Annotated in this window: 19 protein-coding genes; 6 read left to right on the plus strand and 13 right to left on the minus strand. The window is 66.6% G+C overall.

All coding sequences use genetic code 11. The features are described from left to right. Window positions 1–56: 56 nt before the first annotated feature. Genes V9K93_RS05785 through V9K93_RS05805 form a run of 5 tightly spaced genes read right to left on the minus strand, consistent with a single transcriptional unit; the run spans window position 57 to window position 5,704 of the window. Window positions 57–1,124 carry an acyltransferase family protein gene (locus V9K93_RS05785; protein ID WP_337302202.1) on the minus strand — a complete coding sequence of 356 codons (1,068 nt, stop codon included), beginning with the start codon at window positions 1,122–1,124 and terminating at the stop codon, window positions 57–59. Then, a complete protein-coding gene (nagA, locus tag V9K93_RS05790; RefSeq protein ID WP_136638962.1) occupies window positions 1,124–2,272 on the minus strand; it encodes an N-acetylglucosamine-6-phosphate deacetylase in 1,149 nt (382 codons plus the stop codon). The genes V9K93_RS05785 and nagA overlap by 1 nt, the downstream gene beginning before the upstream one ends. Then, a complete protein-coding gene (locus tag V9K93_RS05795) occupies window positions 2,272–3,300 on the minus strand; it encodes an SIS domain-containing protein (RefSeq protein ID WP_097048877.1) in 1,029 nt (342 codons plus the stop codon). The genes nagA and V9K93_RS05795 overlap by 1 nt, the downstream gene beginning before the upstream one ends. A gap of 7 nt (window positions 3,301–3,307) precedes the next feature. Beyond that, the gene (locus V9K93_RS05800; protein WP_006391719.1) at window positions 3,308–4,375 is read right to left on the minus strand and encodes a LacI family DNA-binding transcriptional regulator; all 1,068 of its coding nucleotides are present in this window, start codon (window positions 4,373–4,375) and stop codon (window positions 3,308–3,310) included. A gap of 39 nt (window positions 4,376–4,414) precedes the next feature. Further along, complete coding sequence (locus tag V9K93_RS05805; RefSeq protein WP_006391721.1) at window positions 4,415–5,704, minus strand: sugar MFS transporter; 1,290 nt, start codon at window positions 5,702–5,704, stop codon at window positions 4,415–4,417. Between the two features lie 376 nt (window positions 5,705–6,080). Between V9K93_RS05805 and V9K93_RS05810 the strand changes: the two genes are divergently transcribed. From V9K93_RS05810 to V9K93_RS05820, 3 genes are all read left to right on the plus strand, one after another. Beyond that, on the plus strand, window positions 6,081–7,100 hold the full coding sequence (locus V9K93_RS05810; protein ID WP_136638960.1) for a glucokinase family protein: 1,020 nt from the start codon (window positions 6,081–6,083) through the stop codon (window positions 7,098–7,100). A 143-nt stretch (window positions 7,101–7,243) separates the two neighbouring features. After that, a complete protein-coding gene (locus tag V9K93_RS05815) occupies window positions 7,244–9,904 on the plus strand; it encodes a TonB-dependent receptor (protein WP_136638959.1) in 2,661 nt (886 codons plus the stop codon). Window positions 9,905–10,015: 111 nt separating this feature from the next. Beyond that, on the plus strand, window positions 10,016–12,373 hold the full coding sequence (locus V9K93_RS05820; RefSeq protein WP_337302203.1) for a beta-N-acetylhexosaminidase: 2,358 nt from the start codon (window positions 10,016–10,018) through the stop codon (window positions 12,371–12,373). A gap of 105 nt (window positions 12,374–12,478) precedes the next feature. Here V9K93_RS05820 and V9K93_RS05825 read toward each other — a convergent pair whose 3' ends face one another. Further along, complete coding sequence (locus tag V9K93_RS05825) at window positions 12,479–12,871, minus strand: VanZ family protein (protein WP_046986317.1); 393 nt, start codon at window positions 12,869–12,871, stop codon at window positions 12,479–12,481. Then, window positions 12,868–14,052 (minus strand): class I SAM-dependent methyltransferase, encoded by a 1,185-nt coding sequence (locus V9K93_RS05830; RefSeq protein WP_046986316.1) that lies wholly within the window; start codon window positions 14,050–14,052, stop codon window positions 12,868–12,870. Before V9K93_RS05830 ends, V9K93_RS05825 begins: the two co-directional genes overlap by 4 nt. A gap of 59 nt (window positions 14,053–14,111) precedes the next feature. Between V9K93_RS05830 and V9K93_RS05835 the strand changes: the two genes are divergently transcribed. Continuing rightward, window positions 14,112–14,849: a pteridine reductase gene (locus V9K93_RS05835; RefSeq protein ID WP_006391894.1), complete on the plus strand. Its 738-nt coding sequence runs from the start codon at window positions 14,112–14,114 to the stop codon at window positions 14,847–14,849. A 65-nt stretch (window positions 14,850–14,914) separates the two neighbouring features. Here V9K93_RS05835 and folK read toward each other — a convergent pair whose 3' ends face one another. Further along, window positions 14,915–15,400: a 2-amino-4-hydroxy-6-hydroxymethyldihydropteridine diphosphokinase gene (gene folK / locus V9K93_RS05840; RefSeq protein WP_136638956.1), complete on the minus strand. Its 486-nt coding sequence runs from the start codon at window positions 15,398–15,400 to the stop codon at window positions 14,915–14,917. Between the two features lie 93 nt (window positions 15,401–15,493). On the opposite strand from folK, the gene V9K93_RS05845 reads away from it, so the two are divergent. Beyond that, window positions 15,494–16,237: a proteasome-type protease gene (locus V9K93_RS05845; RefSeq protein ID WP_046986314.1), complete on the plus strand. Its 744-nt coding sequence runs from the start codon at window positions 15,494–15,496 to the stop codon at window positions 16,235–16,237. 75 nt (window positions 16,238–16,312) lie between these two features. On the opposite strand, the gene V9K93_RS05850 is transcribed toward V9K93_RS05845, so the two are convergent. The 4 genes from V9K93_RS05850 to V9K93_RS05865 form a co-directional block, all read right to left on the minus strand. After that, complete coding sequence (locus tag V9K93_RS05850) at window positions 16,313–17,824, minus strand: ATP-binding response regulator (protein WP_012512119.1); 1,512 nt, start codon at window positions 17,822–17,824, stop codon at window positions 16,313–16,315. 4 nt (window positions 17,825–17,828) lie between these two features. Beyond that, entirely contained in the window at window positions 17,829–18,269 is a 441-nt protein-coding gene (locus tag V9K93_RS05855) for a response regulator (RefSeq protein WP_005411057.1), read from the minus strand. After that, the gene (locus tag V9K93_RS05860) at window positions 18,266–20,083 is read right to left on the minus strand and encodes a sensor histidine kinase (RefSeq protein WP_046986311.1); all 1,818 of its coding nucleotides are present in this window, start codon (window positions 20,081–20,083) and stop codon (window positions 18,266–18,268) included. The genes V9K93_RS05855 and V9K93_RS05860 overlap by 4 nt, the downstream gene beginning before the upstream one ends. A gap of 286 nt (window positions 20,084–20,369) precedes the next feature. Further along, window positions 20,370–20,753, minus strand: a complete 384-nt coding sequence (locus tag V9K93_RS05865) for a BON domain-containing protein (RefSeq protein WP_012512120.1) — start codon at window positions 20,751–20,753, stop codon at window positions 20,370–20,372. Between the two features lie 171 nt (window positions 20,754–20,924). On the opposite strand from V9K93_RS05865, the gene V9K93_RS05870 reads away from it, so the two are divergent. Continuing rightward, window positions 20,925–21,968, plus strand: a complete 1,044-nt coding sequence (locus V9K93_RS05870) for an oxidoreductase (RefSeq protein ID WP_253078325.1) — start codon at window positions 20,925–20,927, stop codon at window positions 21,966–21,968. A gap of 294 nt (window positions 21,969–22,262) precedes the next feature. Here V9K93_RS05870 and gnd read toward each other — a convergent pair whose 3' ends face one another. Continuing rightward, entirely contained in the window at window positions 22,263–23,168 is a 906-nt protein-coding gene (gene gnd, locus V9K93_RS05875; RefSeq protein WP_046986309.1) for a phosphogluconate dehydrogenase (NAD(+)-dependent, decarboxylating), read from the minus strand. Between the last annotated feature and the right edge of the window lie 9 nt (window positions 23,169–23,177).

Here is a 23,177-nt window from a genome sequence, read left to right on the forward strand (position 1 = left end):
GGTGTGGATCTACCGTCCCATGTGGTGGATCCACGCCATGCGTGGATGAAGTGCCATCAGATCTTCAGATAGATCTTCCGCCGGTCCAGCCACCACGCCACGCCCCACCACAGCGCGACGAACGCCAGCGCCTGCAGCATCGATGCCAGCTCGAGCGCCTGCGGCATCGCGGTGGCCAGCTGCTGCCAGATCCAGCCCCAGGCACCGGTCGCCATCAATGCCACCGACATCACCGATGCCCCGAGATACGCGGTGATCGCATTGACGCCGAAGCGCCGGCCCAGCGCCGGCCAGCCCTTCTGGTCGATCAGTATGTGGCCCAGCCACAGCGCCAGCGCGGCCAGGCCGCCGGCCCACAGCACGTAGCTGGGCGTCCACAGCTGTTTGTTCAGCGGCAACACGATGGCCAGCAGCAGGCCGAGCACAGCGGTCGCCACGCCCAGCCCGGCCAATGCCGCCGAACGCCCGTTGCGCAGCAGGCCACCGGCAAGCAGGCCGAGCACCGTGCTGGCAAGCGCGCCCAGCGTACTCAGCAATCCTTCCGGGTCATGTCCGAGCCCGGTATCGGCATGCCACTGGTAGATCCACGGTGCGAACAGCGTGGTATCCAGGCGGCTGGCCGGGTTGGTCCATGGCGCCAGATCACCGATGCCCAGCAGCAACACGGTATAGCCCACCAGCAGCGCGACCAGCACGCCGGACTGCACGCGCGGCCGTGCATACACCGCCAGTACACCCACCAAGGCTGCGCACACCGCGATCCGTTGCAGCACGCCCCAGATGCGGAAGTGATGGGTATGCAGCGCCCACCAGATCAGCAGATGCAGCAGCGCACCGGCCACCAGGATGCGCAGCGCGCGTTCCAGCACGCCACGCGCCAGTGCAGGTCGCGCCGACGCGTCCAGCGCGCGCGGCGCTACGCTGAAGGCCATCGACACGCCGACCAGGAACAGGAAGAACGGGAACACCAGATCGGTGGGCGTGCAGCCATGCCATTCCGAATGACGCAGCGGCGCGAACACCGCGCTCCAGTCACCCGGGTTGTTGACCAGCAGCATCGCCGCCACGGTGATGCCGCGCAGGGCATCGATCGAGCCCAGCCGGCGTGGCGGCGTACTGTTCATCAGGCAGCCTCGTACTGTCCGGCAATCCAGGTACCACGCACCTGCAGGGCATCATCCAGCAGCACCAGGTCAGCCTGGTAGCCCTCGGCGATGTGACCCAGACGATCGTCAACGTTGAGGAACTGCGCCGGATAGGTCGAGGCCATGCGCGCGGCTTCTGCCAACGGCTGGCCGAGCAGTTGCACGGTGTTTCGCACGGCAGTGGCCATGTCCAGCGCCGAGCCGGCCAGCGAACCGGCGGCATTGCGCACCACGCCATCGATGGCGGTGATGGTTTCGCCATACAGCACATAGCTGGGTTCATCGGCACCCACCGGTGGCATCGCATCGGTGACCAGCAACAGGCGGCCGCGCGGCTTGGCTGCCAGCGCCACGCGCAGGCTGGCCGGATGTACATGCACGCCATCGACGATGATGCCGATCCAGCTGTCGCGGTCTTCCAGCGCAGCGCCAACCGCGCCGGGCTCACGCCCCTGCAGCGGCGACATCGCGTTGTACAGATGGGTGAAGCCACGCACGCCGGCATCCAGGCCGGCACGGATCTCTTCGTAGGTGCCTGCGGTGTGCCCAGCGGCAACGATCACACCGCGCTCGACCAACGCACGAATGGTTTCCAGCGGCACGCGTTCCGGTGCCAGCGTCAGCAGGGTCACGCCGTTGTCCAGCGAGGCGGCCAGCGCGATCTCATCTTCGTCCGGTACGCGGAACTTGCTGGCATCGTGCGTGCCCTTGCGCGCCGGCGCGATGTACGGTCCTTCCAGATGGATGCCGATCACGCCTGGCACACCCTGCGCGATCGCCTCGCGCATCGCATCGATGGCTTCACGCATCACGCCCACGTCATCGCTGATCAGCGTCGGCAGCATCGCGGTGGTACCGAAGCGGCGGTGCGCCTGCGCGATGGTGCGCAGTGCCGCCACGTCCGGCGTGTTGTTGAACAGCGCACCACCACCGCCATTGACCTGCACATCGATGAAACCGGGCAGCAGCCAGCCACCGCCCAGATCAAACTGCTCGGCAGCCTGGCCCAGTTGCGGCGCTGCATCGGGCAGCAGCGCGCTGATGCGTCCGTGCTCGATCACCACCGCCAGATCATCACGGAACTCGTCGCCGGCAAGGACGCGAGCGTTGCGCAGGACCGTTGCCATCACACCGTCTCCGTGACCTTGTTCAAGTGCGGCGGCAGGTCCGGGTTGAAGCCACGACGCAGTGCCAGCGCGTTGATCGCGCGGTAGAAGCTCTGCACGGTCAGCAGCGGTGCGCACAGCGGGTGCGGCGCGGCGGCCACCGGCAGGTTGCCACCGGCACCGGCCATCCACACCTGCGCGCCACGCGAAGTGAATTCTTCGACGACAGCACGAGTGCCGGCGCCGGTTTCGTCGGGCTGGGCAAAAGCCAGCACCGGGAAACCGCGATCGACCAGCGCCATCGGGCCGTGCTTCACTTCGGCCGAGCTGTAGGCCTCGGCATGCAGGCTGCAGGTTTCCTTGAACTTCAATGCAGCTTCCTGCGCCGCGCCGAGCCCCAAGCCGCGCCCCAGCACGAACAGATTGGTCGCCTCGACCAGGCCCTCGGTCACCGGCGTCCAATCGCACTGCCAGGCCTCGCGCATCGCATCCGGCAGCAGATCCAGCGCATTGCGCAGGCTGCTGTCCTGCTTCCAGTACGCGGCCAGCTGCAGCAATGCGGCCAGCGAAGCAAGGTAGCTCTTGGTCGCTGCCACGCTCTTCTCGGCACCGGCATGCAGCGGAATGACCGTGTCGGCCAGCTGCGCCAACGGCGAATCCTCGACATTGACCAGCGCGATCACGCGCGCGCCGGCCGCCTTGGCGGCCTCGGCGTTGCGCAGCAGGTCCGGGCTCTTGCCCGACTGCGAGATGACGATGAACAGCGCGCCGCGCAGCTGCAGCGGTGCGGCATAGACCGACCCCACCGACGGCGAGGCCGAGGCCACCACCAGGCCCAGCTGGGTTTCCAGCAGGTACTTGCCGTAGGTGGCGGCATGGTCGGAGCTGCCACGGGCACAGGTGACCACGAACGGCGGCGGCGCCGCGCGCAGGCTGGCGGCCAGGGTCTCCATGGTGGCGTGGTTGCGCGAGAACTGGCGGGCGACCACGTCGGCCGCTTCAGCGGCTTCGGCGAACATCAGGGTGGAAGTGGGGTCTGACAGCGACATGGCAGGCTCAGGCAGGATCGGAAGGAAGGGGGCGTGCGCCGGCCGGGCGCATCGGCGCGGTCGAACCGCGCACCACCAGCTGCGGCACGAAGCCCTGGTTGTGCAGCGGTGCCGGCGCGTCGTCGTAGGCGTCGCTGCGCAGCTGTGCGATCAGCAGGCGCGCGGCATGGCGGGCGATGTCTTCGGTGGCCTGCTTGGCGGTGGTCAGCGGCGGCCATGACTGGCGCGAGAACGGGCTGTCCTCGAAGCCGGCGATGGACAGGTCGTACGGCACGTTCATGCCGGCCGACTTCGCTGCGGCCAGCACACCGGCGGCGATTTCGTCGTTGGAACCGAAGATGGCCGTGGGCGGTTCGCGCAGCGCCAGCAGGCGGCGCGCACCACGGAAACCATCGTCGAAGGTGTAGTCGCCCTGCACCACCAGGTGCTTGTCCACGGTCATGCCGTAGTCCTTCAGCGCGGCTTCGTAACCGGCGTAGCGCTCGCCCGAGGAACGGTGCGAGATGCCCCCCCAGAGGAAGCCGATGCGCTGGTGGCCCAGCTGGATCAGGTGCTCGGTGATCTCATAGGCGGCCTCACGGTCGTCGACGAACACGCAGGCGCCGTCGGCCGGGTCTTCGGTGGCGGCGATGATGCGTACCAGCTTGATGCCGCGCGCGGTCAGCGCCTGGATCAGGTCACGACGCTCGGACATCGGCGCGGTCAGTACCAGACCGGCCAGGCGCGAACGCTGCACCCAATCGGCCAGCTCGTCGGCCAGCAGCGGCGAGCTGGAATCGCAGGGATGGATCTGCAGGCCGAAGCCGGTCTCGCGGCACGCGGCCAGCACGCCGTTCTGCACGCCGATGATGTGGTACGGGTTCGGGTTGTCGTAGACCAGCCCGATCACGAAGGTGGTGCCACTGCGCAGGTTGCGCGCGGACGGATCGGGCTCGTAATCGAGTTCGGCGATGGCACGCAGCACCCGTGCACGGGTGGCCTGCATCACCGAAGGCTCGTTGTTGATCACCCGCGAGACCGTCTTCAGCGAGACCTTGGCCTTCTCCGCAACGTCCTTGATGGTCGCTCTGCGCATCGGTTTCCCCTGGGGTTGGCTGCCGTCCATCATCGCCGATCAGACCTTGTCCTGCGGCAGGCCGGCGCGATGGCCGATCACCGAATAGAACAGGATGTACAGGTAGCAGGGCACCATCAGCAGCACGAACACCAGCTGGAAGTCGATGTGCTGCTTGAGCACGGCGAACAGCTGCGGAATGATCGCGCCACCGGCAATGCCCATTACCAGCAGCGCCGAGCCGGTCTCGGTGAAACGGCCCAGGCCGCGGATCGCCAGCGGGAAGATCGCCGGCCACATCATCGCGTTGGCGAAGCCCAGCAGGGCCACGAAGGCCACCGATACATAGCCGTGGGTGGCCCAGGCACCGAGGCAGAACACCACGCCCAGCACCGCCGAAATGGTCAGGTAGCGCGACTGCGACACGACCTTGGGGATCAGCAGCAGGCCGACCACGTAGCCCACCAGCATCGCGCCGAGGGTGAGCGAGGTGAACATCTTGGTCTGGTCCAGCGGCAGGTCGAAACCATGTCCGTAGGTGCCGATCGCATCACCGGCCATCACCTCAACGCCCACGTAGACGAACAGGCACAGCACGCCCAGCCACAGGTGCGGGAACTGGAAGATGCTGCGGCGCTCGGCGGCACCGGCAGCCACCGGCGTGGCGTTGGCCTCGGAGGACTTGATTTCCGGCAGCGGCGAGAACAGCACGGCCACCGCCAGCACCACCAGCAGGCCGGCCATGGCCAGGTACGGCGCGTGGATCTTGGCGGCGAATTCGTTGAGCAGCTGCGCCTTGGTGGCTTCGTCCGCAGCGGCCACCGTGGCCGACAGGTCACCGATGCCATGCAGCACCACGGTACCGATCAACACCGGAGCGAGCATGCCGGCGATCTTGTTGCAGATGCCCATCAGCGCGATGCGCCGCGCCGCGGTCTCGATCGGGCCGAGGATGGAGATGTAGGGGTTGATCGCGGTCTGCAGCAGGGCCAGGCCGCTGCCGATCACGAACAGGCCGCCGAGCGCACCCGGGTACCAGCGCTGGGTGGCGAATTCACCGAACAACGCGGCACCACCAGCCATCACCAGCAGGCTCAGGCTCAGGCCCTTCTTCATGCCGGTGCGACGCAGGATCCACGACGCCGGCAAGGCCAGGAAGAAGTAGGACAGGTAGAACACCATCAGCACCAGGAAGGCGCCGACCTCACTGAGTTCGAAGGCCAACTTGACGAAGGTGATCAGCGGGCCGTTGAGCCAGGTGAAGAAGCCGATCAGGAAGAACAACACGCCAACGATGGCGATGGAGGTGGCCACGTTCGGGCGCGCGCTTGCAGCGGGGACGGCGGACATCAGGAGGGCTCCTGCGGCGACGGCCGCAGAACGCGGCGTCGGAGAGTGGCTGGGAACAACGTTGTCACATTCTTTCGATGGACAGCTGCGGTTTGTCAACTTCCACGCGCAGCCCTGTGAACCTCGTGCTGCACTGCGCAACCCGATCGCGGCGCCTCGTGCTGAATGCGCCGGAGGCCTTGGGCCATGTGCGGCAATGGTTCCAACGTGAAACCCGCACTCACGCCATGTAAACGTTTACTGCCTATCGCATTCGTTGCGATGCAGCAACGAAAGTGTCACGAACTCGTTGACATCGTTGTCAGCGGGGTTACAGACTCCGCCCCAATCGCCGCCCCCGATCCCGGGGCCGGCCCCACCTGCAGCAGGAGCCCGCGTGACCGCCAGCCACCCCGCCCCGGCCCATGTCCTGTCCCGAGTCGCGCCCTCGTTCCTGGCCGCCGACGTCGGTGGCACCCATGTGCGCGTTGCCCGGGTCCAGGCCAGCGGTGATGCTGCCCATCCGGTGCAGGTGCTGGAATACCGCAAGTACCGCAATGCCGACCATGCTGGCCTCAGCGCGATCCTGTCCGATTTCCTGGGTGAAGGCGTGCGTCCTACCCATTGCGTGGTCGCCAGCGCCGGCTATGCCCGCGAAGACGGCACGGTGATCACCGCCAACCTGCCGTGGCCGCTGTCAGCCCGCCAGGTGGAAGCCGACGTCGGCCTGCAGCGGGTCTACATCGTCAACGACTTCGAAGCAGTGGCCTACGCAGCCGCGCAGGTTGACGCCAGTGGCGTGCTGCACCTGTGCGGGCCGGACACCGCTGCCCGTGGCCCGACCCTGGTGGTCGGCCCCGGCACCGGGCTTGGCGCGGCGCTGTGGATTCCCACCGCGCACGGCCCGGTGGTGCTGCCCACCGAAGCCGGCCAGCCGACCCTGGCGGCCAGCACCGAACTGGAAATGGCCATCGTCCGCCACATGCAGCGTGACCGCGCCCACGTGTCGATCGAACACGCAATCTCCGGCCCGGGCCTGATGAACCTGTACCGCGCAGTGTGTGCGCTGCAGGACCAGGCACCGACCTTGGCCAGCCCCGACGCGGTCACCGCAGCGGCCATGGCCGATACCGATGCGCATGCGCGCCAGGCGCTGGATGTGTTCTGCGGCCTGCTCGGCAGCACCATCGGCGACATGGCCCTGTTCTACGGCGCCCATGGCGGCGTCTACCTGGCCGGCGGCATCCTGCCGCAGATCCGCGAATACCTGCGCGGCAGCACCTTCGTCGAACGCTACCTGCAGAAGGGTCCGATGGGCGAAGCGCTGGCACGCATCCCGGTGAAGGTGGTCGAACACGGCCAGCTGGGCGTGGTCGGCGCTGCCAGCTGGTACCTGCAGCAGCAGTCCGCCGCCTGACACCGCAACAGGCTTCAACGCAATCGCAGCACGCAGTACGTGGCACGCCAACGCACGGGACTTCGCCGCCGCCCCGCGCATGTCATCGCAACCGTAATCGAACACCGCCGCCGGCATCCATTCGAGTGATGAGGAGAGACATCATGAACACCCGCAAGACCCTGCTTTCGGCCGCCATCGTCAGCTGCATCGCCTTCAGTGCGCACGCGCAGCAGGCCCCCCAGACCGCCACCGATCTGGACACCGTCACCGTCACCGGCATCCGCGGTTCGATGGAAAAGTCGCTGGACACCAAGCGCGAAGCCAATGCGCGCGTGGAAGTGGTCACTGCCGAAGACGTGGGCAAACTGCCCGCGCACAACGTCGCCGACACCCTGCAGCGCCTGCCGGGCGTCAACATCAGTTCGTCCAGCGCCGATGAAGGCGGCTTCGACGAAGCCGACCGTGTCAGCCTTCGCGGCACCAGCCCGAGCCTGACCCAGACCCTGATCAACGGCCACACCGTCGGCTCCGCCGACTGGTTCGTGCTCAGCCAGGGCAACAACGTCGGCCGCAGCGTCAGCTACTCGCTGCTGCCGTCGGAACTGGTCAGCTCGGTGGAAGTGAACAAGTCCTCGCAGGCCAAGCTGCAGGACGGCGGCACCACCGGTACCGTCAACATCATCACCCGCAAGCCGCTGGAATTCTCCAAGCAGTTCACCGCTGAAGGCTCGATCGGCGCGGTGCGCTCGGACCAGGCCAAGTCGAACGACCCGCAGCTGTCTGCCCTGTTCAACTACAAGAACGATGAAGGCACCTTCGGCGTGATGCTGCAGGCCTTCAGCCAGAAGCGCGAGCTGCGCCGTGAAGCGCAGGAAATTCCGGGTGGCTTCTTCACTATCGAAGCCAACGATCCGGTGGCCAAGACCAACCCGGATCTGGTCGGCGTACAGGTTCCGGGCCTGCTGGGTTCGACCTTGTTTGAACAGACCCGCAAGCGTACCGGCGGCCTGGTTTCGCTGCAGTTCAAGCCGACCGACGATCTGAGCTTCGTACTCAGCGGCTTCAGCTCCAAGCTGGAAGCGAACAACTACAACCGCAACTTCATGATGTTCGGCAACAGCTTCGGCAAGTCGCAGGCGCCTGATCCGGGCTACGTGGTCAAGGATGGGGTGCTGACCCAGGCCAGCTACGTCGGCAAGCCAGGCACGAACTACGCGGTGTACGACATGATCTACCGCGAGTCGACGGCCAAGACCAACTACATCACCCTGGATGCCGACTGGCAGGTCAGCGAAAACCTGACTGCGAAGTTCCAGGCCGGTACCACCAAGGGCACTGGCGAAACGCCGCGCCAGTACATCGCAGAGCTGTTGACCGCCAACGGTGGTGGCGCCAGCTGGACCACCCATGGCAACGGCTCGCCCGTGGACTGGAATGTGGGGGGCGATATCAGCCCTGCCGGCGCCAGCTGGGGCGGTACCTGGGGTAACCAGCAGGTCACTGCGATCGACAAGGAAAAGTGGGCCAACGTCGATTTCAGCCAGTACTTCAATGCTGGCGTATTGAGCTCGATCGATTTCGGCGCCCGCTACGCCGACCACACGCGTGAAGCGAAGTCGCCGGAAGGCGCCACCCCGGGCAACATCTGGGACGCCTTGCGCGGCAGCCCCACCGCCAACTACCCGGGTGGCTTCGCCGGCGACATCGGCGGCAACTTCCCGCGCAACATCTGGTACTACACCCCGGCAGCGCTGCGCAATGCGGTGACCAACAATTCCGAATGGCTGTCGGGCAATGATGGTCCGGATGGCCGCCACAACTACGGCGCCGAATGGAAGGTGACCGAAAAGAACTTCGCTGCCTACGTGCAGGGCAATTTCAGCGGCGACCGCTGGAGCGGCAACGTCGGCCTGCGCTACGTCAACATCAAGCAGGACATCGATACCTACGCCACCGCCACGGGCTCGACCGTGCCGGACGTGAAGAGCCTGTTCGGTGCGTGGACCCGCGAAGCCTTCGAGAACAAGCACAACCGCGTGCTGCCGAGCGCCAACTTCAAGTACGACCTGCGCGACGACCTGGTGCTGCGCCTCGCCGCCTCCCAGACCCAGACCCTGCCTGACTACTCCGCACTGGGTGCGTCTTCGTACGGCTCGGATCTGAACCGCAAGGGCGGCGGCGGCAACCCGAAGCTGAAGCCGGTGATCTCGACCAACTTCGACGCCAACCTGGAGTGGTACTTCATGCCGCGCGGCATGCTGTCGGTCGGTGCGTACTCGATGCGCCTGAAGGACTACGTGGCCTTCAGCACCGAGAAGCAGATGCTGTTCAGCGAGCTGACCAACCGGCTCGAGGAGTACGACATCTCGCGTCCGAAGAACGCCGACGGCAAGGTACGCGGTATCGAAGTGGCCTATGAGCAGCCGATCGGCGAGTACTTCGGCGTCAACGCCAACTACACCTACGCCGATGGCAGCACCGAGCACACCTGGGCCGATGGCACCGACAACCTGCTGGGCACCTCGAAGAACACCTACAACGTGGGTGCCTACTTCGAGAACGACACCTTCGGTGCACGCGTCAGCTACACCCGCCGTTCGTCGTTCCTGATCGGCCTGTCCGGTGCCAACCCTTACTACCAGGATGACTTCGGCACGCTGTCGGCATCGCTGAGCTACAAGGCCACCGACTGGCTGAGCATCAGCTTCGATGCGCTGAACCTCAACAACCCGACCTACAAGTACTACCAGACCGCGGCCATTCCGACCTCGTTCTACAGCAACGGTCGCCAGTACTACCTCAACTTCCGCTTCAAGTACTGATCCAGCGGCGGCAACATCGCCGAGTCGTGCACGCACGCCGGGCCTGGGTCATTCCGGGCCCGGCGTTTTTCATGTATAGCGTTCATCGCACCGTTCCAAGGAGTCGTTCCGATGGTCAAGCCTTCCCGCGCCCGGATGCGCAGCGCACTGCTGCTGGGCAGCCTGTTCGCGATGCTGCCGGCGATGCCGGCACTCGCCGCCGATCCCACGCCCGTCGCTGAAGCTCCTGGCCCGCAGCTGCGCGCCGGCAGCCTGATGCTGATTCCCGCACCCACCCAAGTGCAAGCCGGCCAGGGCAGCGGCATCAGCGTACGCGCTGGCACTCCGCTGCATGCCGAAGGCGAGGCCGCGCAGCGGGTCGCCAGCCAGTTCGCCGACCTGCTGGCGCGCAGCGGAGGCCCGCGCCTTGCGCTGGCCAAGGGCAAGTCGGCCGCCCAGGACGGCGGCATCCGTTTCCAGATCATCCCGACCTTCCGCGACAGCGGTGAGGGCTACACGCTGGAAAGTACGGCGACGGGCGTGCTGGTGCAGGCTGGCAACGAGACCGGCCTGTTCTACGGCGCGACCACCCTCGCCCAGCTCGCCACCGGCGGCAGCAATGGGGTGCTGCCAGCGGTGCAGATCCAGGACGCGCCGCGCTTCAGCTGGCGCGGCTTCATGCTCGACTCGGCGCGGCATTTCCAGAGCCTGGACGAGATCAAGCGCGTGCTCGACGCGATGGCCGCACACAAGCTCAACACGTTCCATTGGCACCTGACCGATGACCAGGGCTGGCGCATGGAGATCAAGCGCTACCCGAAGCTGACCGAAGTGGGCAGTTGCCGCCTGCCGGCCGGCGACGGTGGCATCGATCCGGTCACTGGCCAGGAGCATCCCTACTGCGGCTTCTACACGCAGGAGCAGATCCGCGAAGTGATCGCCTACGCCGCCAAGCTGCATATCCAGGTGATTCCGGAAATCGACGTGCCCGGCCATGCCACCGCCGCGATCGCCGCGTATCCGGAGCTGGGTTCGATCAGCACGCCGCTGAAGCCGATCAGCGAATGGGGCGTGTTCCCGAACCTGTTCAACGTGGAGGACAGTACCGTCACCTTCCTGGAGAACGTGCTGGAAGAAGTGATCGCGCTGTTCCCGGCCAAGTACGTGCACGTGGGTGGCGACGAGGCAGTGAAGGACCAGTGGGAAGCTTCGAAGCAGGTGCAGCAGCGCATGCGTGCGCTGGGCATCAAGGATGAGATGGCCATGCAGAGCCACATCATCAAGCGCCTGGAGACGTTCCTGGAGGAACACGACCGGCGCCTGATCGGCTGGGACGAGATCCTCGAAGGCGGTCTGCCGCCGCAGGCCACGGTGATGTCGTGGCAGGGCACCGAAGGCGGCCTCGCTGCGGCCAGTGCCGGGCATGACGTGATCATGTCGCCGGTCGGCTACCTGTACCTGGACTACCTGCAGACGGCCTCGCCGAACGAACCGCCGGGCCGACCGACCCAGGTCAACCTCGGCAAGCTCTACAACTTCGAGCCGGTGCCAGCCGAGCTGGCGGCCGACAAGCGCGGGCACATCCTCGGCCTGCAGGCCAACATGTTCACCGAACACACGCGCAGCTATGCACGCCTGCAGCACAACCTGTTCCCGCGCCTGGCCGCCGTGGCCGAAACCGGCTGGAGCACGCCGGAACACCGCGATTTCCGCGATTTCCTCGCACGCCTGCCGGCACAACTGCAGCGCTACCGCGCCTGGGGCCTGGCCTATGCGCAGACCCCGTTCGAAGTAGGCGTGGACTACACCGATGATCGCGCGAAGAACACCGTGACCGTGTCGCTGGCCAATCCGCTGGGCTATGAAGTGCGCTACAGCACCGATGGCCAGCCGGTGACCGCGCATTCGCCGCTGTACCAGCAGCCGCTGACGGCGCAGCTGCCCGCCACCGTGCAGGCCGCTGGGTTCTACCAGGGCCAGATGCTGGCCGCGAAACCGACCATCGCCACGTTCACCGCGCAGTCACTGCTCAGCCGCCGCAGTGATGAACTGCTCAGCTGCGTAGGCAAGAAGGGGCTGGTGCTGCGCCTGGAAGACGATGGCCCGCGCGAGGGAACGCGTGCAGTGTTCAACGTGGACATCTTCCAGCCGTGCTGGCGCTGGCCGCAGGCGCAGCTGGAGGGCGTCGGCAGCGTGGAGGTACGTGCTGGCCGCATTCCGTACTACTTCCAGCTGGCCCATGACGAACCCAAGCGCCGCTTCGAGAAGGCCAAGCGTGCGCATGGCGAGATGCTGGTGCGTCGCGGCGACTGCAGCGGCAAGGTGCTGGCTGAAGTGCCGCTGCCGGCCAAGCCGGATGCCGATGGCTTCGTGACGCTGCGTGCGACGCTGCCGAAGGGTACGCAGGGCACCGGTGACCTGTGCATCAACTTCACCGGCGACACGCGCCCGGCGATGTGGGTGCTGGATGAGGTCACGCTGCGCAAGTAACGGCAGGTCTGTCCTGGTGGGTGCCGACCTTGGTCGGCACCTCGGGCAGTCCATCCACGCTTGGCGTGGATCTACTGGTAGGTGCCAACCTTGGTTGGCACGCCTTTACCCCCGCCAGCGCAGCAGCAGGTCGCGCAGCGGGGTCAGCGCGGTGGCCATGCCGGCCAGCACGCCAATCGTGTTGGCCAGCGCATCCATCGGGTCGGCCATGCGGTTGCTGGTCAGTGCGCCCTGCGCGAACTCGATGCCGATGCCCATCAGCACCAGGCCCATGCCCACCCACAGCAGCGGGCGGCCGCGACGGAACAGCTGCACCGCGCTGCCGGCGAGGATGAAATAGGCGAGGAAGTGCTCGCCCTTGTCGCTGTTTTCCGGCAGCGGGATCGGCGGCGGCGGGATCAGGCAGACCACGATCACCAACAGCACCGCCAGCGCCCACAGCACGGCCCACAGCCGCGGCCGCTGCAGCGGCTTGATCACCGGCAACACGTCACTCACAGGCGCCAGCTCAGGTCACCCAGCTCGAACGCCGGTTCGAAGTCGACGCCACGCTGCAGGCCGATAGCCTGGAAGCGCTCGCCCATCTCGGTCGGCAGGGTCAGCTTCTTCACCTGGTCACGCAGCTGGATGCGGCCGACCTCATCGGTGCGTTCCTCGGCCAGCAGCAGCACCTGGTCCAGGCCGTTGCCGAGCAGGAAACTGGCCTGGCTGCAGTAGCCAGCCAGCTCGAAGCCACCGTGCAGGCCGGCTTCGGCCAGCGCGGTGAAATCGACCGAAGCAGTGATGTCCTGCAGGCCCGGCCAGCGGTAGATCTCGTTGTGCACGTGCTGGCGATAGAACGCGCGCACGGTGCCGTCATCGCGATCTTCCATGTAGAACTCGCCACGGTTGTAGCCGTAGTCGACGAACAGCATTGCACCACGCTGCAGGCCACCGGCCACCGCCTGCAGCCAATACGGCAGCTGCGGCAGCACTTCGGAGCGGTAGCCCTCGGCAAAGGGCTTTTCCAGGTAGCGTTCCAGATGGCGCACCGCACCGTTGAGCAGGATGTCGGCCGGCTGCGCTCCGCGGATGAAGTTGCCATCGCCATCGAGCTCGACGGTCTCCTCGTACACCTCGCCGTCCCTGATCAGGAAGCGCGGAGTCGGCAGCGCATCGATCACCTCGTTGGCGAACACCACGCCCTCCCAATCCTCTTCGAACGGGCGGTCGACCCAGTCGACGCGCGCGGCCAGCTCGGCCGGCAGGTTCTGCTGCAGACGCTGCTGCTGGCGCTCGCGGAGGTCCGCACTGGGTTCGAGGATGGCGTAGCGCGCCGGCAGTGCGTCCAGCTCGGCCAGGCGCAGCAGCACGGCTTCGGCGAAGGCGCCGGTGCCGCCGCCCAGCTCCAGCATGCGCGCCTGCGCGCCCAACTGGGCGAGCACCGGGGCCAGTGCATTGGCCACGCTGCCGGCGAACAGGCTGCCGAGCTCGGGCGCGGTGGTGAAGTCGCCACTGCCGCCGAACTTGCTGGCGCCAGCGCTGTAATAGCCCCAGCCGGGGGCATACAGGCACAGCTCCATGAACCGCGAGAACGGCATCGCCCCGCCCTGCGCAAGGATTTCAGCGCGCAGGGCGGCGGCCAGCTGGTCGCTGTGGGCCAGGGCATCGGCTTCGGGCAGAGGGAAGGTGGGCTGCATGGCGTCTTCGAATGCGGTGACAATGGTGCACAGGATAGCCGAGCCTTGGAGGACCCTCGATGAGCGACACCACCCCCGTGGTCCTGATCACCGGCAGCGCGCGCCGGATCGGCGCGGCCATTGCCCGCCAGTTCCATGCCTGTGGCTGGTCGGTGGTGCTGCATGCCAACACCTCCAGCGCCGAGCTGCAGCAGGCCGCGTTCGATTTTGACAACGTGCGCCCCGGCAGCGTGCTGGCGCTGCAGGCCGACCTGCGTGACGCCGACGCGCTGACCGATCTGGTGGAACAGGCCGTGACCCACTTCGGCCGCCTGGATGCGCTGGTCAACAACGCCTCCAACTTCTTCCCTACCCCGCTGGGCCAGGTCACCGCCGAGGCGATGGACGAGCTTTACGCGGTCAATGCACGGGCGCCCCTGCTGCTGTCGCAGGCGGCAGCTCCGTACCTGCGCCGCCAGCACGGCTGCATCGTCAACCTGACCGACCTGCACGGCACCGACCCGATGCGCGACCACATCGCCTACACGATGGCCAAGGCCGCGCTGGAGATGGCCACCCGCTCGCTGGCGCTGGAACTGGCGCCGAAGGTGCGGGTCAACGCGGTCGCCCCCGGCGCGATCCTGTGGCCGGAACAGGGCAAGGACGATTTCGCCCGCGAGGCGCTGCTGGCGCGCACGCCGCTGGCACGGATCGGCACCGTGGAAGAGATTGCCGAGGCGGTGTACTGGCTGGTGGCCGATGCCAGCTTCGTCACCGGCCATACCCTGCGCGTGGATGGCGGGCGTACGGTCAGCTGAGGCGTTGCCGGGATGCACGATGGGGTCAGATCCCTTTTCCCGGCGGGAAAAGGGATCTGACCCCGTCATTCGAGCTCCACGACCTCGAACGCTTCGCCAAACTGCCTGTGCGCACGCCACAGCGTGGCCAGGTCCTGGCCGCTGACCGGGTCGACGAAGCCCGGCGCAATGTCCGCCAGCGGCTTCAGTACGAAGGCATGCTTCAGCTCCGGGCGAGGGATGCGCAGGTGGCCAGGGCCCTCCACCACCAGGTCGCCGTAGAACACCACATCGATGTCCAGGGTCCGGTCGGAGAAGCGCGGGCCACTGCGGTCACGCCCGTGCGCGTCTTCCAGCGCATGCAGCCAGTCGTCCAGTTCCTGCAGTGGCAGGTCGGTCTCGATCGCCACCGCATTGTTGAGGAAGGCCGGGCCATCGAAGCCGACCGCAGCGGTACGGTAGGCGGGTGACACCTGCAGCGCGCCGAAGCGCTCGCGCAGGGCCGTCACCGCGGCGTGGAGGTAGCGGCGGGGCTGGACGTTGCTGCCCAGGCTCAGGAGCACGGTGGTCATGCGGTTCAGGTGACGGCACTTGGGGGGGGCGTGGACATGCCGTCGTCACGGCGGCCTGCCTACAATCCGGGACGCACATGATAGGGCACCGACATGACCTATTGCGTTGGAATCGAGGTGGACGAGGGCCTGGTCTTCGCCGCCGACACCCGGACCAATGCCTCGCTGGACGATGTGCGCGTGCACCGCAAGCTGCACGTGTTCGAGTACCCCGGCCAGGCAGCCTACGTACTGATGGCGGCTGGCAACCTGGCCACCACCCAGCTGCTGGTGTCGCGCCTGGTCCGCGACGCCGACGAGCGGCGTACGCCCAACCTGCGTGACATGGCCCACCTGTTCGAGGCCGCGGCCTACGTCGGCCAGTTGCTGGTCGACAGCCAGGTCAAGACCGAGCACAGCGAGCACGGCCATGACGGGGTCAACACCCAGGCCACGCTGATCTTCGGCGGCCAGGTTGCCGGTGAACGCCCAGGGCTGTACATGGTCTACCCCTTGGGCAACGCCATCGCCGCCTCGCCGGAGACGCCATACCTGCAGATCGGCGAATCCAAGTACGGCAAGCCGATCCTCGACCGCATCCTCAGCCCGGCAACACGCCTGGAAGATGCCGCACGCACGGCCATCGTCTCGCTGGACTCCACCATCCGCTCCAACCTGTCGGTGGGCCTGCCGATCGACCTGGCGCTGCTGCGCGACGGCGAACTGCGCATCGGCCAGCAGCTGCGGCTGGGTGCGGATTCAGCGCTGTATGCGGACATCCACCAGAACTGGTCGCGGCGGCTGGAACAGGCGGTGGACAGCCTGCCGCGGTTTCCGTGGGAAACCGCCGAACGGTAGTGCCGGCCGCTGGCCGGCAACCGCAATGATCCCACCACACGCAGACGCCGGCCAGCGGCCAGCACTACCGCGGCGTCAGCCCAGCGCTTCGGCCACCGCGCGGAACACCTGCTGCATCTGCAGCGGCTTGCGCAGCACATGCACTTCCACGCCAGCGGGGAATGCATCGGCCGATACATCCACCGTTGCGTCTTCCAGCACCAGCGCCGGGCCGCGATAGCCCAGTACAGCCATCTCGCCCAGCAGCTGGCTGGCCGGCAGCAGCTTGGAACCGGCGTCGGCGATCACCAGTGCCGGCAACGCCTCCTGCTGCATCCAGCGCAGCGCCGCCGGACCATCGGACGCCAGTTGCAGCTGATAGCCCTGGCTGGACAGCGCATTGCCGAGCAGCGACAGGCGGGTGGCTTCGCCATCGACCACCAGGATCGACTGGCCACTGCCCAGCGCCACCAGCTGCTCGATCGGCTCGCTGCCATCAATGGCCTCATGCATCGGCAGACGCAGTTCGAAGCAGGTGCCCTGCCCCGGCTGGCTGCTGACGTGGATGCTGCCGCCGGCGCCTTCAACGATGCGCTTGCAGGAAATCAGGCCCAGGCCGGTGCCATCGGCCTTGGTGGTGAAGAACGGGTTGAACAGGTGCGAGAGCGTGTCCGCATCCATGCCGATGCCCTCATCGACCACACGGATCTGCATCCAGTCCACGCCATCGCGTTGGCCGGCATGGCTGGCGGTCAGGCTCAGCCGGCCCCCGTTGGGCATCGCCTGGATCGCGTTGAGCGCCAGGTTCAACATCACCTGCTGCAGCTCTGTGTAATTGGCATCGACCACCAGGCCCTGGTCCTGCACCTGCAGTTCCAGGCGCACGGCATCGGGCACGTTGCTGCGCAACAGGAGTGCCACCGCATCGAACAGGCCATCGATCTCGATGCGTTCACTCGGCTTGCGCGAGCCACGCACGAACGACAGCATCGATTCGGCCATCTCGTGGCCACGACGACCACACTCGGCGATGACGTCGGCCAGGTGGTGCAGCTGTGGATCGTCGGTACGGGCCTTCAGCAGGTCCGGCATGATCAGCAGCGGCTGCAGGATGTTGCGCAGGTCATGGCTGAGGCCGGCGGCGAGCAGCGACAGGCTCTCCAGCCGCTGCGCGCGCATCAGCTCGGTTTCCACGCGTGCGCGTTCAACAGCGCTGCGCGCCTCGCGGATCGCGCGCGCCACCGCCGACGGCAGGCGCGCCGGCAGGTGCTTGATGATGTAGTCGTTGGCACCCTTCTGCAGCGCCGCCACTGCGTTCTCCTCACCCATGGTGCCGGAGACGAAGATGAAGGGCACTTCCGGTGAGGTCTCACGCACGATGCGCAGTGCATCGTCACCGGAGAACCCCGGCATGCTCAGGTCGGACAGCACGATGTCCGGCACGAACGCAGCCAGCGCCTGGCGCAGCTCGACCTCGCTCTCGACACGCTCGAAACGGGCTTCCAGGCCCGCATCAAGCATCTGTTCGGACATCAGCTCGGCATCTTCCGGGGAATCTTCCACCAGCAGGATGCGCAGCGCCCCCAGGGCGGGACCGGTCAGGGGCATGGGCTCACTCGAGTTCCGGTGCCTGGTTGATCAACGCCCAGAACTTGCCCAGGGTCTGCACCGCGCCAAAGAACTGGTCCACGTCCACCGGCTTGACCACGTAGGCGTTCACGCCCATGTCCCAGCTGCGGGCGAGGTCGCTTTCCTCGCGCGAGGACGACAGGATCACCACCGGCAGGCGCTTGAGTTCTTCGTGCTCGCGGATCTGCCGCAGTACTTCCAGGCCATCCATGCGCGGCATCTTGATGTCCAGCAGCAGCACCGCCGGCAGGCCTTCCTCACGGTTGGCGAAGGCGCCGCGGCGCAGCAGGTAGTCCATCACTTCCACGCCGTCTTCGACGTGCACGATGGGATTGGCCAGACGCGCCTCTTCCAGAGCGTCGATTGCCATTTCGGCATCGGCCGGGCTGTCTTCGGCGAGAAGAATGGTGCGCAGAGTCGTCATGCAGAGGGACCTTGTTTGTCCGCGTCGATCGCGGGAGGCAGGTAGAAGTGGAAGGTGGCGCCGACGTCAGGCTCGGCTTCTGCCCAGATACGGCCGCCATGGCGGGTCAGCACGCGGCGCACGCTGGCCAGGCCGATGCCGGTACCCGGGTAGTCGCTGGCCTTGTGCAGGCGCTGGAACACACCGAACAGTTTGGCGGCGTACGCCATGTCAAAGCCTGCACCATTGTCGCTGACCGTGAACTGATGACCACCGTCGGGCTGCAGCTGGTAGTCCACGCGGATCTTTGCCGGCTCGCGGTTGCCCGAGTACTTCACCGCGTTGCCGAGCAGGTTCAGCCAGACCTGGCGGATCATGTTTTCATCGCCGACCACGATCGGCAGCGGTGCGATGCTCCACTCCACCTGATGCGCATGGCCGTTGTTTTCGGCCTCGGCCTGCAGGTTGGAATCGAGCATGGCACGGGTATCGGCCACCAGCGACTGCATGTCCACCGCCTGCTGGCGCATCGCCACGCGCCCCAGGCGCGAGTAGACCAGCAGGTCGTCGATCAGGGCTGCCATGCGCCGCGCCGAACTGGAGATCACTTCAAGGTAATGGCGGCTCTTGTCGTCGGCCTGCTCGCCCAGATGGCGCGACAGCTTGTCGGAGAAACCAGCAACATGGCGCAGCGGCGCACGCAGGTCGTGCGAGACCGAATAGCTGAACGCCTCCAATTCGCGGTTGACCTCCGATACCTGCGCCACCTTGCCCTCCAGCTGGCGGTTCAGCTCTTCCACGCGCAGCTGCACGGCCCGCTGCACGGTGACGTCACTGACGGTCATCAGCACCACCTCGTCATCGGTATCGGGCAGCGGCATGCGCCGGGCGTTGAGCAGCATGTAGCGCACCATGCCGTCGGCGGCGCGCTGTTCGTGCTCGAAGTCCCATAGTTCGCGGCCACGCAGCAGCACATCGGACAGTCGCTGGCGCATGACCGGATCCCGCCAGGCGCCATCACCGACCGATTCCAGCAGCAGGCCATCGGCACGCTCATCCTGCAACCCGTACAGCTCAGCAAATGCAGGATTGTGCAGCTGTACGCGCAACTCACGATCCAGCAGCACGATCGGCTCACGCACAGTCTGCAGTACCGACGCCGCGCGCGCGGCCGAGCGCTGCGATTGCTGCTCCGCATGCAGGCGGCGGCCGATCTGCCGCTGCAACAACCACAGCACCAGGCCCAGCAGGGCCAGCTGCACCACCAGCGAGCTCCAGGAAACAAACTCGGTCTGCCTGCGCTGGCGTGCGGCCTGCTCGGCGCGCAGAGCCAGCAACTTTTCCTCGCTGGCCTGCAGCTCCTCGACCAGGCCACGGATCGGGTAACGCGTGCTCAGGTCCTGCACCAGTTCACGCTGGTCGCTGTTCGGTTCGGACTTGGCCAGCTCGCGCGCGACCGCCAAGCGCCCGTCCAGCATCGACTCGATGCGGCCGATGCGGATCAGCTGTTCGGGATTGTCGCGGGTCATGCGGCCGAGCTGGGCCAGCCGGCCCGGTATTTCATTCGCTTTGGCCATGCGCTCACGCAGGCCCGGCGCGTCCACACCCTTGGACAGCGTCAGCGCAGCCGATTCGACATCGCGGACATCGGCCTGCAGCTGTTGCAGGGCCACGCCCACGGCCTGGGTGTGGCTGACCCAGGCCATCGCTTGTTCGTTGTCCTGCTGCAGTTTGCGCAGGGTCAACCACGGCACCACGATGATCGCGGCAGCCGCCAGCGCCAGGGCCGGCAATCGCCAGCGATCCCAGACGTCATCACTGAAAACCTGCGCCATAGTTCCTCGTCAGCACGGCCGCGGAGCGTAGGCCGATACCGGCCCGGCTGCGGCGGAACGGGCAATATAGCGCAGGCGGTCACAACTCTGGAGTTTCCAGCCTGGTTGGCTGAACGGGTTCCGGAAACCCACGGTAGGGCCGGGCGGGGCCGTCGGCTCTGCTTCGTAGAGTCGAGCTCGCTCGAATGCTCGGGCGGTTGACTCGGGGTTGATCTGCAGTGGAGCGAGCCGAGCAAGCTCGAATCTACCCGGGCAGTGGGCGCCCCATGCGGGGCGCCCACCGGATTCAGCGCTTGGCGGCCGCGCTGACCTTCAATGCGGCGGCATCGACGCGGGTCACGCCCTTGATGCCCTTGGCAGTTGTGACCGCCTTGTCCTTCTCGGCCTGGGTGGCCACGGCACCGCTCAGGCTGACCACGCCGTTCACCGTTTCCACCTTGATTTCGGTGCCCGGGACGTTGCTGCTGGCCAGCAGGTCGGCCTTCACCTTGGTGGTGATCCAGCTGTCGGTCACCGGCTCGTTGGAATCATGGCGGTCGGCGTGGGTGGCCGGATGAGTGCTGGTCGGCGGGCTCTTCGCGGCCGGATCCTTGGCGAATGCGGCCGAGGAGGACAGCGCCAGGCCCAGCGTCAGGGCGGAAGCAATCAGCGTGCGGGTGGTATTGCTCATCGTGTCGTACTCCTTCGGAATGTGCTGCCAGTCTGGACATACCGGCGTAGAGCAGGCGTGGCGTTACGGTCATGCTGCCGTGAATCGAAGCGTTTCCAACGGCAACGGTTCAGTTTTGGCCTGCCATCCCCCGTCGTTTACCCTGCCCTTCCCCACTGCCGGAGCTCTGCCATGCGCCCCGACCTGCAACTGGCCCTGATCGGCTACGGCCTCGCCGGCCGCGTCTTCCATGCACCCCTGATCCAGCACACGCCCGGCCTGGTGCTGCACAGCATCGTCAGTTCGCAACGCGACACGCTGCTGCGCGCGTTCAGCGACGTGCACGTGCGTGCCACGCCGCAGGAAGTGTTCGGCGATCCTGCAGTGGATGCGGTAGTGATTGCCACACCGAACGAACAACACGCTCCGCTGGCCATCGCGGCGTTGGCCGCGGGCAAGCACGTGCTGGTCGACAAACCGTTCGCGCTGGACGTGGCCGAAGCGGAAACGGTATTGGCTGCGGCGCGCGACGCCGGGCGCATCGCTACGGTGTTCCAGAACCGGCGCTTCGACGCCGACTTCCTCACCCTGCAGGCACTGCTGGCGCAAGGCGTGCTGGGTGATGTTGCCGAATGCCACGCGCACTTCGACCGTTACCGGCCGCAGGTGCGCGACCGCTGGCGCGAGCAGGATGGCCCCGGCAGCGGCCTGTGGTACGACCTGGCACCGCACCTGCTGGACCAGATGCTGGAGCTGTTCGGCTGGCCACAGTCGATCGATGCCGATCTGGCCGTGCAGCGCGAAGGCGGCAGCGGCATCGATTACTTCCATGCGGTGCTGCACTACCCACGGCATCGCGCGATCGTGCATGCCGGTTCGCTGGTTGCGGCGCAGACACCACACTTCAGCGTGCATGGCAGCAAGGCCAGTTGGATCAAGCACGGCCTGGACGTGCAGGAAGCGCAGTTGCGGCGTGGGGTTGCGCCGGGGGCGCCAGGCTGGGGCATCGATCCACGGCATGGTGAGCGGGTGCACTGCGATGCGGAGGACAACGTGCAGCGCAGTACTGTCGACAACCTGCCCGGTGACTACCGGCGGTTGTATGCGCAGTTCGCGGCGGCGATGCATGGTGACGGCGAAGCGACGGTCAGCCCGATGCAGGCGCTGCAGCTGATGCGGTTGCTGGAGGCGGGGATGGTCAGTGCGCGCGAAGGGCGGCGGGTTCAGTTGGGGTGACCGGCAGGGCTGCGCCCTGCACCTGCCGAATCAACGGCAACGTCAACGTCAAAGCAATAGCTGGCTATCCATGGGATGGCGGGGGGGCGCTCACGCCCCCGCAACCGGACCCACTCCGCCTTCGACAGTTATCCGCGCCCGACGGTAGGTGTCGACCTTGGTCGACACATCCACGCCAGGCGTGGATGACGTGGGAACGATCGGAGACGGCTTTTGTAGAGTCGAGCCAGCTCGACTGGCTTCATGGGGTCAGAGCCCTTTCCTGCGGGAAGGGATCCGACCCCACCGCAGTGATTACGACTTCTTGATGGCGTGGCCGCCGAATTCGTTGCGCATAGCCGACAACAGGCGGTCGGTGAACGAATTCGATTCACGCGAGCGCAGGCGTTCCAGCAGCGACAAGGTGATCACCGGCGCCGGTACATCCAGTGCGATCGCTTCGGCAACCGTCCAGCGACCTTCGCCGGAGTCTTCCACGTACGGTGCAATGCCATCCAGCGACGGATTGCGCTTGAGCGCCTCGGTGCTAAGGTCCAGCAGCCACGAACGCACCACGCTGCCGTGGCGCCACACCTCGGCCACCTGGGCCAGGTCCAGCTCCATTTCCTGCTTGCGCTCCATCAGTGCGAAGCCTTCGGCGTAGGCCTGCATCATTCCGTACTCGATGCCGTTGTGGACCATCTTGGTGAAGTGGCCGGCGCCGGACGGGCCGACACGCGCCCAGCCGCGGTCTTCGGCCGGTGCCAGCGTGCGCAGCAGCGGTGCGACCTGCTCCACCACCGACGCTTCACCACCGACCATCAGGCTGTAGCCTTCCTGCAGGCCCCACACGCCACCGCTGGTGCCGCAGTCGACATAACCCAGGTCGTCCTCGGCCAGCGCCTTGGCGCGGCGGATCGAGTCCTGGTAGTTGGAGTTGCCGCCATCGATGACGATGTCACCCTCGGCCAGGTGCGGGGTCAGCTGGCCCAGGGTCTGGTCGACGGTTTCGCCGGCCGGCACCATCAGCCACAGCACGCGCGGTACCGGCAGGGCGGCGACGGCCGCGGCCAGCGAATCAACCACTTCCAGGCCGGCCTCGGCAGCGCGCTGGCGGGCGCCCTCGCCCGGGTCGTAGCCGACCACGCGGTGGCCGCCGCGATGCAGGCGCTGGGCCATGTTGGCGCCCATGCGGCCGAGGCCGATCATTGCAATGTCCATTGTTTCACC

The sequence above is a fragment of the Stenotrophomonas sp. CCNWLW162 genome, assembly GCF_037203745.1.
Lineage (GTDB): Bacteria > Pseudomonadota > Gammaproteobacteria > Xanthomonadales > Xanthomonadaceae > Stenotrophomonas > Stenotrophomonas maltophilia_AQ.